Raw genomic sequence first — 15,487 nt, forward strand, 5'->3', positions numbered from 1 at the left:
GAGATCGGGCGGGAGCCCGGTCAGGTCTTGCTGCGGGCCATGACGGCGCGCTGGAGGAGGACGAAGACCAGGAGGATGCCTCCGGTGATGATCGTGGTCGCCTCCGGCGGGATGCCGCCGTCGCGGGTGATCAGGACGTTCATCAGGCCGAGCACCAGGGCGCCGACCACCGAGCCGAGCACGAAGCCGACGCCGCCGGTGAGCAGCGTGCCGCCGATGACGGTCGCCGCGATGGCGTCGAGCTCCCAGCCGGTGCCGGTGATGTTCTGCGCGCTGCCGAGGCGGGCGGTGTAGACCACACCGGCGAGACCGGCGAGCGTGCCGCTGATGATGTAGATGAACAGCTTGGTCCGCACCACCGGGAGGCCCATCAGGGCCGCCGACTGCTCGGAGCCGCCCATCGCGTAGACCGTGCGGCCCAGGCGGGTGCGGTGCAGCACGAAGAACGCGCCGGCCACGACGAGGATCGCGATGATCACGCCGGGGCTGATGACGAAGTCGTTGACCTTGGGGCCGTCGATCAGCTTGATCGGCGTGGCCAGGCTCAGCACGGCCGAGTCCTCGGGGAGGCGCTCCGGGACGGTGCTCAGCATGGAGGCGAGACCGCGGGCCAGGAACATCATCGCGAGCGTCGCGATGAACGGCTGCACGTTGAAGTACTGGATCAGGACGCCGGAGATCACGCCGAACAGGGCGCCGATCACGACCATCAGGACCATCACGAGCCAGGGGTTCCAGCCGGCGTTGATCAGGAGCACGCCGCTCACGCTGCTGAACGCGATCACTGCGCCGACCGAGAGGTCGATGCCGCCGGTGAGGATCACGAAGGTGAGGCCCACGGCGAGGATGATCAGGTGCGCGTTGTTGACCAGCAGGTTCGAGATCGTGCTCGCCTGCAGGATCCGGCCGTAGGCGGCCTCGCCGTAGACGATCATCCCGAAGAAGATGATCAGCGCGGCCAGGGTGGGCAGCTTGTCCAGGTGCTGGCTCAGCCAGCCGCGCGCCCCGGAGGTGCGCTTGGTGCTCGCCGGAGGGGCGGAGCGGGTCATCACGGCACTCATGCGGGGATCGCCTCTTTCTGCGGGACGCTGCGGCGCGCCTCGCGACGGGACTTGAAGGCGGAGCGGACGCGCTCGGACTGCAGGAGGCAGAGCGCGACGATGACGATCGCCTTGAAGGCGGGCGTCGCGGAGGACGAGACTCCGAGGAACACGACGGTCTTGTCGAGGGTGGCGATCAGGATCGCGCCCACGGCGGCACCGGTGATGTTGAACTTGCCGCCGGCGAGCGAGGTGCCGCCGATGACGACCGCGAGGATCGCGTCGAGCTCGAGCTGGTAGCCGGTGCGCGAGACGTCGACCGTCATCACGCTCGCCGTGGCGAACACGCCCGCGACTCCGGCGAGGATGCCGCTGCCGATGTAGGCGGTCATCAGCAGGCCCCGGCGGTTGATGCCCGCGAGGCGGGCCGCCTTCGGGTCCATGCCGATGGCCTCGATCATCAGGCCGAGGGCGCTGCGGCGCACCAGGACTCCGACGACCACGACGATGGCGATGGCGAGGAGGAACACGACCGGGAGCCCGAAGACGTACCCGTTCGCGAGCCAGCGGAAGGGCTCGTTGGTGGCGGCGGTGTTCTGGCCGCCGGTGATGACCTTCGCCAGGCCGCGGCCCGCGAGCATCACGACCAGCGTGCTGATGAAGGGCTGGAGGCCCACCACCGAGACCAGGACGCCGTTCACGGCTCCGAGCACGGCGGCCACGAGGAGGGCGAGTGCGAAGGCACCCGCTGCGGCGCCGAGCGAGTCGGGCGCTCCCGCGGAGTTGAGGAACTCCATCGAGACGGCGCCGGCGACGACCATGATCGAGCCGACCGAGAGGTCGATGCCCCCGGTCGCGACGACCAGGCACATGCCGACGGCGATCATCAGGATCGGAGCGGCGGCGCGGGCGATGTCGATGACGTTGCCGACGAGGTAGCCGGTGGTCGGGCTGACCGAGACGGCCAGGTAGCCCGGGTCCTTGACGACGTTGACGAGGAGGAGCAGGGCGATAGCCACGACTCCCCAGAAGTACTGGCGGCGGATGATCCCGCCGAGGACGGATCCCCGGGCGGGTCGGGTGTCGCTGCTCATGATGCGGCCTCCTGCGTGGCGCTCTCGAGGACGACGACGTCCTCGTCGACGACTCCCTCTGCGGCGATGGTAGTGACGATCGACTCCGCAGTGACAGCGGGACCGTTGAGGATCTCCGCGATCACGCGGTGGTCCTTCAGGACGATGATGCGGTCGCTGAGGCGGACGACCTCGTCGAGCTCGGACGAGATGAAGACCACGGCGACGCCCTCGCCGGCGAGGGCGACGACCTTCTCCTGGATCTCGGCCTTCGCTCCGACGTCGATGCCGCGGGTCGGCTCGTCGAGGATGAGGATCTCGGGGGCGGTGGCGAGCCAGCGGCCGAGGAGGACCTTCTGCTGGTTGCCGCCGGAGAGCTTGCTGATCGGGCGGTCGGGGTCGGCCGGGCGCACGTTGAGCTCGACGAGGTACTTGCCGACGATCTCGTCCTTCTCCTTCTTGGAGAGGGGGCGGGCCCAGCCGCGCTTGGCCTGCACGCCGAGGATGAGGTTCTCGCGGACCGAGAGGTCGCGGATGATGCCCTCGTCGCGGCGGTTCTCGCTCGAGAACGCGATCTTGTGGGCGAGACCGGCGGTCGGCGTCGGGACGTCGATCTTCTTGCCGTGCATCGTGATCTCGCCGGTGTCGGGCTTGTCGACGCCGTAGATCAGGCGCGCGAGCTCGGTGCGGCCGGAGCCGAGGAGCCCGGCGAAGCCGACGACCTCGCCGCGGTGCAGCGTCAGGTCGGTGCTCTCGATGGAGCCCTTCTTGCCGATGCCCTTCGCGGTGTAGAGCGGGGCGTCGCGGTAGAGGTGGTCCTGGCTCTCGCGCTCGGAGTCGAGGGAGCGCAGCGCGGCGATGTCCTTGCCGATCATCTTCGAGATCAGCGAGGTGCGGTCGAGCTCGTGGGTCAGGTACTCGCCGACGAAGGTGCCGTTGCGCAGCACCGTCAGGCGGTCGCTGATCGCGTAGACCTGGTCGAGGAAGTGCGAGACGAAGAGGATCGCGACGCCCTCCGCACGGAGGCGGCGGATGACGACGAAGAGGTTCTCGACCTCGTTCGCGTCCAGGCTCGAGGTCGGCTCGTCGAGGATGAGCACCTTGGAGTCGCTCACCGTCGAGCGGCTGATCGCGACCAGCTGCTGCATCGCGATCGAGAGCGAGGCGAGCGACTGGCGCGTGTTGAGGTGGCCGAGGCCGAGCTTCTCGAGCGCGACCTTCGCGGCCTGGTGGGTGGCCTTCCAGTTGATGCCGAAGGGTCCGCGGACCTCGTAGCCGAGCATCACGTTCTCTCCGATGGAGAGGTTCGTGACCAGGTTGACCTCCTGGTACACGGTGGAGATGCCCGCGGCCTGCGAGTCGGCGGTGCCGGTCAGGCGACGGGTCTCCCCGTCGATCACGATGTCTCCGCTATCGATGCGGTAGACGCCGGTGAGGGCCTTGATGAGCGTGGACTTGCCGGCGCCGTTCTCACCCATGAGGGTGTGGACCTCGCCCGGGAACAGGCGGAAGTCGACGCCGTCGAGGGCTTTCACGCCGGGGAAGCTGATCGAGATGTTCTTCATCTCGACGATCGGAGGCGAACCTGTCATGTCGCGTCGTTCCGTTCTCGAGCGGGGCGCAGCCGAACAGGTGCGCCGAAGGGTCGGAGCGACCGGGACCGGCGGGAGGGCCGGCCCCGGTCGCTCCGGGGGAGTGGTGCCGCGTCGAGGACGACGCCGGGCGACCGGTGGTGCTGAGCGACTAGAACTTGCGGTCGGGCAGCGCGGTGGCGGCGGCCTCGGGCGAGTCGAAGGTCTCGCTCGGGACGACGATCGAGGACTCGACCGTCTCGCCGGCCAGGGTCTTCTCGACCGCGTCGAGGGCGGTCTCGCCGAACAGCGGGTTGTACTCGGCGACGAAGCTCAGCTCGCCGTCGGCCAGCGCCTGCAGGGCGTTCTTGGTGCCGTCGATCGTGGCGATCTTGACGTCGGTGCCGGGGGTGAGGCCGGCCTCCTGGACGGCCTGGACGGCGCCGAGGCCCATCTCGTCGTTCTGGGCGAAGACCAGCTGGACGTCGTTGTTGTTCGACTTCAGGACGGTCTCGAAGACGCTCTTGGCCTCCTCGGTGGACCAGTTCGCGGTCTGCGCGCCGATCTTGGTGAACTTCGAGTCGGCGCCGATGACCTCGTCCCAGCCCTCGTTGCGCTCGTTGACGACCGAGACGCCCGCGGGGCCCTCGAGCGTGAAGTACTTCGCGCCGCTCGGGAAGGTGGTCTTGGCCCAGTCGGCGACCGAGGTGCTGACCGCGATGTTGTCGGGCGCGATGCGGGTCACGTAGAGGTCGGTGTTGTCCGGCTCGATGCCGCGGTCGATCAGGATGACCGGGATCTCGGCCTCCTGGGCGCGCTCGAGCGAGTCCTCCCAGCCGGAGCCCTCCGTGGCGGAGAGCAGGATGATGTCGACGCCCTCGTCCACGAAGGAGGTGAAGGAGTCGATCTGCGACTTCTGGTCTCCGTTGGTGGCGGGTGCGTACTTCAGGTCGAAGCCGGCGTCCTTGGTGAACGTGTCCTCGATGTTGGTCTCGTTCGCCTGGCGCCACGCGCCCTCGGGGCCGACGGCCACGAAGCCGACGGTGGTGAGGTCACCGCTCGAGCCGGAGCCCGAATCGGAGCCGGAACCGCCCGAGCAGCCTGCGAGTCCGAACGCGAGTGCGCCGACTGCTGCGAAACCCAGGAACTGGCCGATACGCCTCGTCTTGGACATAGATCTCCTCCTTGAGATCGCGGGCACGAAGAGCGCGCCCGAGATGGTGGACCCCGAAGGGCCTCGAATGCGGGCCTAGCGGCCCGAGGTGCGGTGAGTGCAGGATGTGCAGTGGGCGCCGGCCGAAGCAGCGCCGCGTCGAAATGTTACCGTGAACAATTCTTGTGACGCAACAGCACGGCGGTGCGCTTCGGTAACGATCCGGTCGCGGGGCCCCGCAGGGCCCGATGGCAACCCTCTGCCCGGTGGTCGGGCCCGGGAGTAGCTTCCCTGGCCATGATGCTCCCTCGATCGCGCTCCGTCCCCGCGACGGCCGCGACAGCGGCCCTCGTGCTCGCGCTCTGCGGATGCTCCGCGGACGGCACGGCGGCCCGCCACGCGGCCGACGCCTTCCTCTCCGCGCTCGCCGACGGCGACGGCCGCGCGGCATGCGCCCTGCTCACCGACTCCGCCCGCGAGGCCGTGGAGGACCGGGAGGGCGACTGCCCCGGCGGCGTGCTGGAGCTCCGGATCGCGGAAGACGGAGCAGGGGACGCCGAGGTCTACGGCCGGGCGGCGATCGTGCGCTCCGGCGGCAGCGCGGTGTTCCTCACCCCGGGCGACGACGGCTGGCTGGTGCGCGCGGCGGGGTGCACGCCGGTGGCGGACGCGCCCTTCGACTGCGTCCTGGACGGGAGCTGACGTGCGCACCGCCTCCGCCCTGTACTACGCCGTGATCGTGCTCGGCCTGATCGGGTTCTTCGCCGTCGGGATCCTCGGGAGGTGAGCCGGATGCGCCGCTTCCTGCGCGAGAACGGGCTCTCGCTGTTCTTCCTCGCGATCTTCCTGCTCGCTCTCCTCGGGCAGTCGTTCGCCGGGCTCGCCGCCTACAACGACACCCAGGTCGCGGAGGGGCTGCGGGAGGTCGGCTACTGGCGCTTCGTCACCTCCTCCGACTTCGCGATCGACGTCGCCGAGAACTGGCAGTCGGAGTACCTCCAGTTCTTCCTCTACATCGGCGCGACCGTCTGGCTCGTGCAGCGCGGCTCGCCCGAGTCGAAGCGGGTGGGCGAGGAGGGCCTCGAGACCGACGAGCAGCAGAAGGCGGGGGCGTCCGCGGAGGACGACTCGCCGCCCTCGGCCTCTGCCGGCGGCCTGCGGCAGGCGCTGTTCTCGCACTCGCTGCTGCTGGTGATGGGGGCGGTGTTCCTGCTGTCCTGGGCGGCGCAGTCGGTGACGGGCGTCGTGGCCTACAACGAGGAGCAGCTGACGAGCCTGGAGGCGCCCGTCGACTGGCTCGGCTACGTCTCCTCCGCCGACTTCTGGAACCGGACGCTCCAGAACTGGCAGTCGGAGTTCCTCGCGGTGGGCAGCATGGCGGCGCTCGCCGTGTTCCTGCGCGAGCGCGGGTCGAGCGAGTCGAAGAAGGTGGGCGATCCGCACGGGCGGACGGGGATCTGAGTGGTCAGGGTGCGTCGGATCGGACGCGGATCTCGTCGCCCTCGAGGGCGAACCGCAGGGACGTGCCGATCGGGAACCGCTCGCGCAGGGCCTCCGGCGCCGCCGACGTCACGGTGAACTGCGCGACCGCGGGGAACGCTCCGGCCGTGCAGCCCTGGAAGAACAGGCCGTCCTGCGGCTCGGCGGTCCGCACGATGAAGAGGCACGAGCCGGCGCTCGAGGAGCGGCGCTGCCGGACGACGGTGAGCCCCGTGTCGGCGGGCAGGCTCTGCCGCACGACGGTGAGCCCGCCGAAGTCCTCGGTGGTGACCGATCCGTCGAAACCCAGTCCCTCCCAGCCGGGGAGGTCGGTGCCGTTCGACAGCGGCAGCACGGCGACCTCGCGGCCGGGCTGTCCGTCTCCGGCGGTGGCGAGGAGGGTGGCCCCCGCGGCGACGGCGGCCGTCGCGGCAAGCGCGGCGAGGAGGAGGAGGCCGCGCCGACGGGAGCGGCGGGGCGGGACGTGGCCGAGGGGGTCGGACGCCTCGTCGGCGGAGGCGTCCGCGGGAGGTGCCGCGTCCTCCGGCGCCGCGTCCCCGGAGTCCACGGGAACCACCGCGTCCGGCAGTGCGGTGCCGAGGGCGGGACGGACGCGGGCCTCGAGCGCGGAGAGCCGGGCGAGCGCGCCGGGGTCCCGCTCGATGTCGGAGCCTCGGCCGTACGCGCGCCGCTGCAGCTCCGCGAGCTCGTCCGGTCGCTGATCGTCCACCCCCGGATCCTCGCAGGCCCGGCGCCCGAGCGGGACCCGCCGGCGCGTCGAGGTCCTGGCGGTCGAGCAGCCCGGACGGCTCATCGAGACCCGGTGGACGGTGCGGCCGCTCGGCCGGCGGGGGAGGTCAGTCGTCGTCGTCGTCGAGGTCGTCGTCGCGGTCGGCGGCGATCATCTCGACGATCGTGTCGACGGTGAGCCAGGGGCCGTTGCTGACCTCGCCGATCTTCTCGCGGTCCTTGAACACGACGATGCGGTCGCTGAGGCGCACCACCTCCTCCAGCTCGGACGAGATGTAGACGACGGTCACCCCCTCCTTCGCGAGCTGCGCGATGTGCGCCTGGATCTCGACCTTCGACGCCACGTCGATCCCGCGCGCCGGCTCGTCGAGCACGAGCAGCCGCGGACGGGTCGCGAGCCACCGCGCGAGGACCACCTTCTGCTGGTTGCCTCCGGAGAGGTACTTCACCGGGATGTCCGGGTCGGCCGGCGAGATGTTCAGCGCCTCGACGTAGGTGCGCACCAGGGTGTCGGTCTCGGCGGCCGACAGCGGGTGCGCCCAGCCGCGCAGAGCCTGCAGGCCCAGCACGAGGTTCTCGCGGAGGGAGAGGTCGCCGATGATCCCGTCCTCGCGGCGGTTCTCGCTCGAGTGGGCGATGCGGTGGCGCAGGCCCGACACCGGGTCGGAGATGTGCGCGGGCTGGCCGTCGATCAGCACCTCGCCGGTGTCCGGCTTCTCGACCCCGCTCACCAGCGACGCCAGCTCAGTGCGCCCCGAGCCGCGCAGGCCCGCGAAGCCCACGATCTCGCCGCGGTGCAGCTCCAGATCGGTCGGGCCCACGGCGCCGCGGCGGCCGATCCCGTGCGCGCGGTAGATCGCCGGGCCGACCGGCTGGCGGCGGTGCTCGCGGCGGTCGGAGCCGATCTGCCGCAGCGCGTCGATGTCCTTGCCGATCATCTTCGCGATCAGCTCGGCGCGGTCCATGGTGTGCGCCGGGTACTCGCCGACGGTGCCGCCGTCGCGGAGCACCGTCAGCCGGTCGCTGAGGGTGAGGACCTGCTCGAGGAAGTGCGAGACGAACAGGATCGCGACGCCCTGGTCGCGCAGCCTCCGCAGCACCGTGAAGAGGCGGGCCACGTCGCTGAGGTCGAGGCTGGAGGTGGGCTCGTCGAGCACGAGCACGCGCGGACGGTCGACCATCGCGCGGCTGATCGCGACCAGCTGGCGGATCGCCGGCGAGAGCGAGCGCAGCGGCAGGTGCGGATCGAGGTCCTCCAGGCCCAGCTCGGCGAGCATCTCGGCCGCGCGGTGGTGGGTGCGCGACCAGGAGATGCCGAAGCGGCCGCGGACCTCGTGGCCGAGCATCACGTTCTCGCCGATGCTGAGGTTGTCGGTGAGGCGCTCGTCCTGGAACACGGCCGTGATGCCCGCTGCCTTCGCCTCCGCCGGGCCGCTGAAGCGCCGGGCGACGCCGTCGACGAGGATCTCGCCCGCGTCGGGCTGGTGGATGCCGGTCAGCGTCTTGATCAGCGTGGACTTGCCCGCGCCGTTCTCGCCCATCAGCCCGTGGATCTCGCCCGGCACCAGCCGCAGGTTCCCGTCCTTCAGAGCGGGTCCGGAGGCGAAGGAGACGCGGATGCCGGTCATCTCGACGACGGGTGCCGCGGAGCTCCGGGTCGTCCTCGATGAGATCGCCACGTGCCGTCCTCGGTTCGTGTGCGGCGCGCCGTCAGGGTCCGGCGTGCCAGGGGCTGCCGCCGATGATACGCGAGCGCATGCGGCGGGACGGGAACAGGAGGGTCACGATCGGGGAGCGGCCGTGGAGGAGCGGATCACCAGCTCCGTGGGGATCCGGGTGCGCTGCGGGATCTCCTGGCCGCGGATCCTCGCGTGGATCACCTCGGCGACCGTCGTCCCCAGCTTGTCGAAGTCCTGGCGGACCGTCGTCAGCGGCGGGAGGAAGTGGCGGGCGGTGGGCAGGTCGTCGAAGCCGACGATGCTCACGTCCTCGGGCACGCGGATCCCGCGCTCGACGAGGCCGTGGATCACTCCGAGCGCCATCTCGTCGTTCGCGACGACCATCGCGGTGAAGTCGGGCACCGACTGCAGGCTCGCGGCGAAGTCGTACCCGGAGTCCGGGGTCCAGTCGCCGATGACGATGGGGCGCTCGTGCATCCCCCACGACTTCGCGCGGCTGTGGAAGGCGCGCTCGCGGGCGCGCGCGTCGAGCCAGTCGAGGGGGCCGGAGAGGTGCAGCACGTCGCGGTGGCCGAGGTTGCCCAGGTGGTCGACGGCCTGGAACATGCCGGCCTGCTGGTCGACCGAGACGGTGAGGAAGCTCGGATCCTTGTCGCTCTTCACCACGAGCGTCGGCACGCCGATCTCGACGGTGCGGAGGGTCGCCACGGAGGAGGAGCGCGGCGCGATCACGCAGAGCGCGTCGATCCCGAGGCCCATCAGGTGGTCGATCGCGTCGGTGGGGGTCATCTCGAGGTCCGGCCGCAGCGCGACGGAGGTGATCGAGTACCCCTTCTCGCGGGCGGCGCGCTCGATCGCGCGGAGGGTGCTCGACGGCCCGTACTCGGCGCCGCTCTCGATCATCACGCCGATGCGGTCGGTGCGCTGCGTGACGAGGGAGCGGGCGGCGATGTTCGGCCGGTAGTTGAGCTCGTCGACCGCCTCGAGGACCTTCTGGCGGGTCGACTCCTTGATGTTGGGGTGCCCGCTGAGCACGCGCGACACGGTCATGTGCGAGACGCCCGCGACCGCCGCGACATGGCGGAGGTTCGGCCGATCGGCCATGAGAGGACCTCCTCCGCTCCCCGGGCGGGTGAGCCGCGCCACCCCGGCGCGGACGAGGCTCAGAGGGCTCGGCTGCCGGGGGTGGCACCAGCATAGTCAGGCGGGGCCGACCTCCCGGTGGGCGCCTCCTGAGCGGGCGGGCATCGTCCGTTCCGCTGCGGGATCCGCCGTGGCGCGGGGCGGGCGGGACCGTCCCGGTCGCGTCGCTCTCACTGCGGTCCTCGATGATCGAGGGGGCTCCGGGGCGTCGTGAGCCCTCGCCAGAACACGTCGTGCAGGGAATGCTCGGCGACGAGCTCCGGAAGGATCGGGGCCGCGTCCGCTCCTCGTAGGAGGATGTCGTCCAACGAAGCGATGACGTCCACGACCGAGCGCGGAGTGAACTGCCCGGCGAGACGTTTCGCCTTCGCGCGGACGTTGTTGGGCGTGGGGCCCGCATCGATCACGGAGTGGTTCCAGAGCCGGCTGTGGTGAGCGCACCGGTTGCGCAGGTAGACGAGTGCGCGGACCCGGTAGGCGAAACCGGCTCGGGCGACTCCCAGACCGGACGCGACGTCCCCCGCAAGCGATCCTCGTGCCCCTCGCTCGATGCATCTCGACAGAGTTCCGAAGGACCAGGCCTCGACGGCCGACCACACCGGTAGCTCGCCGAAGGCGGCCGCGCCCCTGCCGCCGGGGAGCTCCGTGAAGCGGAGGACATGCCGTTGCCTGCTGCGCTCGATGTCGCGGAGGCACGAATCGACTGTCGACTCCGCGTTCGGAGACTCGGAGTAGAAGCTCTTCTCGAGATAGCACTCGTACGGGCCGTGCTCACGAGCGATGACATGAGCCGTACGGCTGCGGAGAAGGATCTCGGCACGAGCCAGTCGAGCACGCAGGCTCTGCCGCAGCGCTTCATCTGCGTCGCAGACCGCTCGGACGTCCTCGAACGAGACTCCGTCCGCGAACGAGTCGTCCCCGTCGTGCGGAGCCCGCTGGAAGTAGCGGGCGTACCCGGAGAAGCGGTAGTAGTTCTGCGCGGCCAGGTAGCTCGTGCAGGCCTCCCCGTCGGCGATGCCGAGCCCGCGGTCACGGAGGAGCTGGACCTGCTGCTTCCACGACAGGCTCGGTTTCCGTGCCATCGCAGTACCTCGGTGCCGAAGAAAAAGGCCCCTCCCATGTGAGCATCGCGGAGAGGCTTGGGAGGGGGTCGATCGGATCGAATCTACCAGGCGTCCCTCAGCCGTGGTCCCTGCGGCGCCACTCGACCAGCAGGTGGCACGAGTGCTGATCGGACCATCGCCGCAGGACGGAGAGGGCCGACCGCCGCGGCGCCGAACGCTGCGGGTCTTCGAAGGCGCGGGGCGGGCGAGTACTCTCGGGAGCCTCATGGCACGCGACAACGAACCGACCGTCACCCTCACCGATCCGCTCGAGGAGCGCCTGCGCGCGCAGGTCGCCCGCGAGGGGGAGCGCAACGTCGCTCTGCGATCCGCGGCCCTGCTCACCGGCGGGTACGAGGGCGAGTCCTTCCTCCTCACCGTGGGCGGCGAGCACGCCGACGGGATCCTCAAGGGAGCGCCCTCCCTCTACTGGCCCGAGCTCTGGGGCGCCCGCGCGCTCCTCTACGTCTGGGACGACGACGCAGCCGACGCGGTGACCGCCGGACTCGCGAACCCCTCCTGGCGCGTCCGCGAGATGTGCGCCCGCGTCTGCGCCGAGCGCGTGCTGGGCGGGCAGAAGAAGCTGTCCCGCCTGACCACCGACGAGCACCCCCGGGTCCGCGCGGCAGGAGCGCGCGCTCTCGTGGCGGCCGCTCTGGCGGGGATCTCCTCCGGTCGCGATGCGAAGGGCGAGTTCGCGGCGAGCGTCGAGGCCGTCCTGACGGGCATGCTCCGCGACCCGGACCGCGACGTCCGCCGCGCCGCGCAGCAGTCGGCCGACGCGCTGCGGGACGCCCGCTCGGCCTGAGCGGACCGCCCGCCGGCGGTCGAGGCGTCGCGAAGGGCCGCCTCCCGGCTCCGATGACGACCGTTCGTGACGCCTCGAAGCCCCGGGGGCTCAGCCGACCAGGTGCGTCGCGCGCTCGAAGGCGCGCTTCAGCTCGTCGCGCTTGCGGGGCTGGCTCATCGCCCGCTGGCCGGGGCTCCACGAGTCGATGACCGTCGGGCCGTCGACCAGGTACGGCTCGATGTTCTTCTTCCAGCCGCTGGTCGGCGCGGTCCCGGCGTTGACGACGACCCGCAGGTCGGGGAGCAGCGGCAGGAGCCGGCGCAGCTCCATCGCGCCCTGCCGCACCTCGTCCGCGTCGGGGGCGCCGTCGAGCTGCCACGGCACGATGTTCCAGACCAGGGTGCGGGCGTGCAGTCCGACCTCGTCGCGGAGGGTCCAGGTCGAGGCGGCAGTCGCGTCGTCGTTGTCGACCGAGACGAAGCCGGAGCCGTCGGGGCCGGTCGACATCGGTCCCGGGGCCTCCAGCACGATGAGCGCACGCGCCTCGACGCCGGCCTCGGCAGGGTCGAAGTCGGGCACCACGGCACCCGGATGCCTGCGGGTGCGCCGGGCGAGGAGCTCCTCGCGGAACGCCCGGAGGGGCTGCACCGAGGGCTCGTCCTCGAGCAGGGCACGGCGCTCGTCGAGGGCGGAGCGGTCGCGGAAGCCGTACGGCTCGGTCAGGAACACCCTCCGAGGCTAGTCGCGATCCGCCCAGCCGCGGGAGGCGGGCCTGCGGGCGCGCTCCTGGGTGACCCCGGCAGGGCCTGGCTCGCGCCGCCCCCGGCTCCTACGGTCTGACTGCAGTCGAGAATCTGGACCGGAGGGGGTCACCGTGTCGGACGAGCCGTCAGTGAGCATCGGGGTTCCGTACGTCGAAGGGGGGTCGTCGCCGCAGGTGCTGGACGTGTACAGCAGGTCGGTGTCCCCGGCCGAGGACGCCGCTCGGCCGGCCGTCGTGCTGATCCACGGCGGCGGGTGGTTCCGGGGGGACAAGAGCAAGGAGCGGGCGCTCGCGACGATGCTGGTCGACGCCGGCTACCTCGTGTTCGCGGCGGACTACCGCGAGGCTCCGGACTCGGTCTTCCCGGCCAGCAGGGACGACGTGCTCGCCGCGGAGCGGTGGGCGGTCGCGTCCGAGTGGGCGTTCGACCGGAGCAGGCTGGCGTTCTTCGGCGGATCGGCGGGCGGGAACCTGGTCGTGGAGGCCGCGATCGCCACCGGCCGGCCCGCCGTCAGCTGGTCGGGGATGTTCGACCTCCTCGGCATCGTCGAGGCGACCGACGACCTCCCGGCCACGCCGACGACGCAGGACCTCGACGCCATGAAGAGCGCCGACATCAACCAGACCGGCCGGAACGACGCCTTCCTGCGCTGGACGATCCTCAACGAGGTCGGGGGCGACCGCGGGCTGCTCACCGCCGCCTCCACGACGCGCCACGCCTCCCCGGACGGCGGGCCGGTGTTCCTGGCCAACTCGCTCGGCGAGTTCGTCCCCGTGAGCGACGCGCAGGCTATGCAGGCGGCGCTCTCCGCGGTCGGAGTCGCCAGCACGCTGCAGCTGATCCCGGGCACCCGTCACGCCGAGGGGTACACGGAGGCGGCCATCGGCCCCTCGCTCGCCTTCCTCCGCGACGCCCTCCCGCCGGCCCGAGCATGACGACGACGGAGTTCGCCGGAGTCGGAAACGTCTTCTACTTCGTCGACGACCTCGACGCCGCGATCGCCTGGTACTCGGCGCGGCTCGGGCGCGAGCCCGTCGTCCGCGGCGGGGCGCTCGTGGCCTACGACCTGGACGGCACCCGCCTGACGCTGCACGAGCGGGACGAGCTGAACCGGCCCGGACCCGACGGCACGAGCCCGTACTGGACGGTCCCCGACGTCGACGCCGTCGTCGCCGACTGGACGGCGAACGGCGCCGTCGCCCACCGCGGTCCGAAGACGGTGTTCACGGGGGAGCGGCTGTGCCAGCTGCTGGACCCGTTCGGCAACCTCTTCTCGGTGCGGCAGGCCGTGCCCCGTGACTGAGGACGTCGCTCCGGCACCCGCCGCCCCGGCGCAGACGTCCGCGCCGGCGCAGCCGTCGGCCTGGGCGCCCATGGCGATCACCGCCTTCCGGGTGCTGTGGTTCGCCCAGCTGGGCAGCAACATCGGCACCTGGATGCAGACCGTCGGAGCCCAGTGGTACCTGGTCGAGGCGGCCGCGGGCGCGGCGGTCGTCGCGCTCGTGCAGACGGCGAGCCTGGCGCCCTCGATCCTCGTCGCCCTCCCCGCGGGCGTGCTGGCCGACTCGCTCGACCGGCGGCGGCTGCTCATCTGGGGGTCGTCGGCCAGCGCGCTGCTGGCGGCCGCTCTGACGGTCGTGGCGGCGGTCGGCGCGCTGACGCCGTGGACGATCCTGGCCTTCACCTTCCTCCTCGGCATCACCTCCACCCTGACCTCGCCCGCCTGGCAGGCGATCCAGCCGGAGCTCGTGCCCCGGAACCTGATCGCGGCGTCGTCGGCCCTCGGAGGGGTGACGGTGAACGGCGCGCGCGCGGTCGGCCCGGCCCTGGCGGGCGTCGTCCTCTCGGCGTTCGGCGCTCCGGTGGTCTTCGGCATCAACGCCCTGAGCTTCATCGGCGCGGTGCTCGCTCTGCTCTGGTGGAAGCGGCCGGCGCAGACCGGCCTCGACGACCGCGAGCAGTTCGGCGCCGCGCTGAAGGGAGGGATCCGGTACGTCGCCTCCGCGCACCTCGTCCGCCGGATCCTCCTCCGCTCCGCGCTCTTCGCCCTGCCGGCCAGTGCGCTCTGGGCGCTGCTGCCGCTCACCGCGAAGCGCCTCCAGCTCGACTCCAGCGGCTACGGCTTCCTCCTCGGGGCCCTCGGGGCCGGTGCCGTGCTCGGCGTCTTCGCCCTGCCGCTCGCCCGCCGGAAGCTCTCGGACGACGTCGTCATCGGGGCGAGCGCCGTGCTGTTCGCGGCGGGGACGCTCGCGGCGGCCTTCCTGCCCCTCGTCCCGGCGCTGCTGCTGCTGGTCCTCGCGGGGCTGGCCTGGATCGGCACCCTCACCGTGCTGAACGCGGCGCTGCAGCTCACGCTGCCGCAGTGGGTGCGGTCCCGCGGAGCCTCGATCTACATCCTGGTCTTCATGGGGACCATGGCGGTCGGCTCGATCGGCTGGGGCCTAGCCGCGCAGGTGCTCGGCACCGCGCCCGCGTACGCCGCGGCGGCCGCTCTGCTCCTCCTCGTGGCGGCCAGCGTGCGGGTGCTGCCCCTGCTGCCGGGGACGGGCACCGTCGACCGCAGCATCTCGATGTCGTGGCCCACGCCCACGCTGGTGTTCGAGCCGGAGCCGACGGACGGGCCGGTGATGGTGCAGATCTCGTGGACGGTCCGCCCCGACTCCCTCGCGGACTTCCGATCGGCCATGCGGCTGCTGGAGAGCTCCCGCCGCCGGACCGGCGCCTCGCGGTGGGCGCTCTACCGGAGCGGGGAGGAGGCCGACGTGCAGCTGGAGACGTTCATGGTGCCCTCGTGGGGCGAGTTCCGGCGGCAGGAGACCCAGCGGCTGACCGGCCGCGACCGCGAGATCCGCGCGGCGGCGCTGACCCACGCCGACGGCGATCCCGTCGAGCGGCACTTCTTCCCGAGCGCGACACCCTCCTCCTGAGAGAGGGAGCGGCGG

General features: G+C 71.5%; 15 protein-coding genes. 6 read left to right on the forward strand and 9 right to left on the reverse strand.

Annotated features, from left to right (window positions below; translation table 11 throughout):
- Positions 1-20: 20 nt before the first annotated feature.
- The 4 genes from GTU71_RS14200 to GTU71_RS14215 form a co-directional block, all read right to left on the reverse strand.
- The gene (locus GTU71_RS14200; protein ID WP_104222391.1) at positions 21-1,061 is read right to left on the reverse strand and encodes a sugar ABC transporter permease; all 1,041 of its coding nucleotides are present in this window, start codon (positions 1,059-1,061) and stop codon (positions 21-23) included.
- Positions 1,058-2,134, reverse strand: a complete 1,077-nt coding sequence (locus GTU71_RS14205; RefSeq protein WP_104273673.1) for an ABC transporter permease — start codon at positions 2,132-2,134, stop codon at positions 1,058-1,060. Before GTU71_RS14205 ends, GTU71_RS14200 begins: the two co-directional genes overlap by 4 nt.
- A complete protein-coding gene (locus GTU71_RS14210) occupies positions 2,131-3,705 on the reverse strand; it encodes a sugar ABC transporter ATP-binding protein (protein WP_104222393.1) in 1,575 nt (524 codons plus the stop codon). Before GTU71_RS14210 ends, GTU71_RS14205 begins: the two co-directional genes overlap by 4 nt.
- 151 nt (positions 3,706-3,856) lie before the next feature.
- Positions 3,857-4,858 (reverse strand): ABC transporter substrate-binding protein, encoded by a 1,002-nt coding sequence (locus tag GTU71_RS14215; RefSeq protein WP_104238659.1) that lies wholly within the window; start codon positions 4,856-4,858, stop codon positions 3,857-3,859.
- Between the two features lie 276 nt (positions 4,859-5,134).
- Here GTU71_RS14215 and GTU71_RS14220 point away from each other — a divergent pair, with 276 nt between their 5' ends.
- Together GTU71_RS14220 and GTU71_RS14225 are read left to right on the forward strand one after the other, a co-directional pair.
- Entirely contained in the window at positions 5,135-5,539 is a 405-nt protein-coding gene (locus GTU71_RS14220; protein ID WP_159940683.1) for a hypothetical protein, read from the forward strand.
- 90 nt (positions 5,540-5,629) lie between these two features.
- The gene (locus GTU71_RS14225) at positions 5,630-6,298 is read left to right on the forward strand and encodes a DUF6766 family protein (protein WP_104227010.1); all 669 of its coding nucleotides are present in this window, start codon (positions 5,630-5,632) and stop codon (positions 6,296-6,298) included.
- 4 nt (positions 6,299-6,302) lie between these two features.
- On the opposite strand, the gene GTU71_RS14230 is transcribed toward GTU71_RS14225, so the two are convergent.
- From GTU71_RS14230 to GTU71_RS14245, 4 genes are all read right to left on the reverse strand, one after another.
- Complete coding sequence (locus tag GTU71_RS14230; protein WP_159940685.1) at positions 6,303-7,046, reverse strand: hypothetical protein; 744 nt, start codon at positions 7,044-7,046, stop codon at positions 6,303-6,305.
- A gap of 127 nt (positions 7,047-7,173) precedes the next feature.
- Positions 7,174-8,745, reverse strand: coding sequence for a sugar ABC transporter ATP-binding protein (locus GTU71_RS14235; RefSeq protein WP_308470794.1), 1,572 nt, complete (start codon positions 8,743-8,745; stop codon positions 7,174-7,176).
- Between the two features lie 102 nt (positions 8,746-8,847).
- Positions 8,848-9,849: a LacI family DNA-binding transcriptional regulator gene (locus GTU71_RS14240; protein ID WP_104238662.1), complete on the reverse strand. Its 1,002-nt coding sequence runs from the start codon at positions 9,847-9,849 to the stop codon at positions 8,848-8,850.
- Positions 9,850-10,058: 209 nt separating this feature from the next.
- Positions 10,059-10,970 (reverse strand): Abi family protein, encoded by a 912-nt coding sequence (locus tag GTU71_RS14245; RefSeq protein WP_159940687.1) that lies wholly within the window; start codon positions 10,968-10,970, stop codon positions 10,059-10,061.
- 247 nt (positions 10,971-11,217) lie between these two features.
- Between GTU71_RS14245 and GTU71_RS14250 the strand changes: the two genes are divergently transcribed.
- Positions 11,218-11,799, forward strand: coding sequence for a HEAT repeat domain-containing protein (locus GTU71_RS14250; protein WP_244230570.1), 582 nt, complete (start codon positions 11,218-11,220; stop codon positions 11,797-11,799).
- 90 nt (positions 11,800-11,889) lie between these two features.
- Here the strand turns inward: GTU71_RS14250 and GTU71_RS14255 are convergent, their stop codons facing one another.
- The gene (locus GTU71_RS14255) at positions 11,890-12,510 is read right to left on the reverse strand and encodes a hypothetical protein (protein WP_104255600.1); all 621 of its coding nucleotides are present in this window, start codon (positions 12,508-12,510) and stop codon (positions 11,890-11,892) included.
- A gap of 232 nt (positions 12,511-12,742) precedes the next feature.
- Between GTU71_RS14255 and GTU71_RS14260 the strand changes: the two genes are divergently transcribed.
- Genes GTU71_RS14260 through GTU71_RS14270 form a run of 3 tightly spaced genes read left to right on the forward strand, consistent with a single transcriptional unit; the run spans position 12,743 to position 15,472 of the window.
- A complete protein-coding gene (locus tag GTU71_RS14260) occupies positions 12,743-13,480 on the forward strand; it encodes an alpha/beta hydrolase (RefSeq protein WP_159940689.1) in 738 nt (245 codons plus the stop codon).
- Positions 13,477-13,848: a VOC family protein gene (locus tag GTU71_RS14265; protein ID WP_104250023.1), complete on the forward strand. Its 372-nt coding sequence runs from the start codon at positions 13,477-13,479 to the stop codon at positions 13,846-13,848. The genes GTU71_RS14260 and GTU71_RS14265 overlap by 4 nt, the downstream gene beginning before the upstream one ends.
- Positions 13,841-15,472, forward strand: a complete 1,632-nt coding sequence (locus GTU71_RS14270; RefSeq protein ID WP_244230571.1) for an MFS transporter — start codon at positions 13,841-13,843, stop codon at positions 15,470-15,472. The genes GTU71_RS14265 and GTU71_RS14270 overlap by 8 nt, the downstream gene beginning before the upstream one ends.
- Positions 15,473-15,487: the final 15 nt, after the last annotated feature.

Origin of the sequence: Rathayibacter sp. VKM Ac-2762, from assembly GCF_009866585.1 — a bacterium.
In the GTDB taxonomy this organism is placed as follows: Bacteria; Actinomycetota; Actinomycetes; order Actinomycetales; family Microbacteriaceae; genus Rathayibacter.

Coding starts and splice junctions, on each gene's coding strand:
- GTU71_RS14200 (WP_104222391.1), bottom strand. CDS start 1,061: ATGAGTGCCGTGATGACCCGCTCCGCCCCTCCGGCGAGCACCAAGCGC.
- GTU71_RS14205 (WP_104273673.1), bottom strand. CDS start 2,134: ATGAGCAGCGACACCCGACCCGCCCGGGGATCCGTCCTCGGCGGGATC.
- GTU71_RS14210 (WP_104222393.1), bottom strand. CDS start 3,705: ATGACAGGTTCGCCTCCGATCGTCGAGATGAAGAACATCTCGATCAGC.
- GTU71_RS14215 (WP_104238659.1), bottom strand. CDS start 4,858: ATGTCCAAGACGAGGCGTATCGGCCAGTTCCTGGGTTTCGCAGCAGTC.
- GTU71_RS14220 (WP_159940683.1), top strand. CDS start 5,135: ATGATGCTCCCTCGATCGCGCTCCGTCCCCGCGACGGCCGCGACAGCG.
- GTU71_RS14225 (WP_104227010.1), top strand. CDS start 5,630: ATGCGCCGCTTCCTGCGCGAGAACGGGCTCTCGCTGTTCTTCCTCGCG.
- GTU71_RS14240 (WP_104238662.1), bottom strand. CDS start 9,849: ATGGCCGATCGGCCGAACCTCCGCCATGTCGCGGCGGTCGCGGGCGTC.
- GTU71_RS14245 (WP_159940687.1), bottom strand. CDS start 10,970: ATGGCACGGAAACCGAGCCTGTCGTGGAAGCAGCAGGTCCAGCTCCTC.
- GTU71_RS14250 (WP_244230570.1), top strand. CDS start 11,218: ATGGCACGCGACAACGAACCGACCGTCACCCTCACCGATCCGCTCGAG.
- GTU71_RS14265 (WP_104250023.1), top strand. CDS start 13,477: ATGACGACGACGGAGTTCGCCGGAGTCGGAAACGTCTTCTACTTCGTC.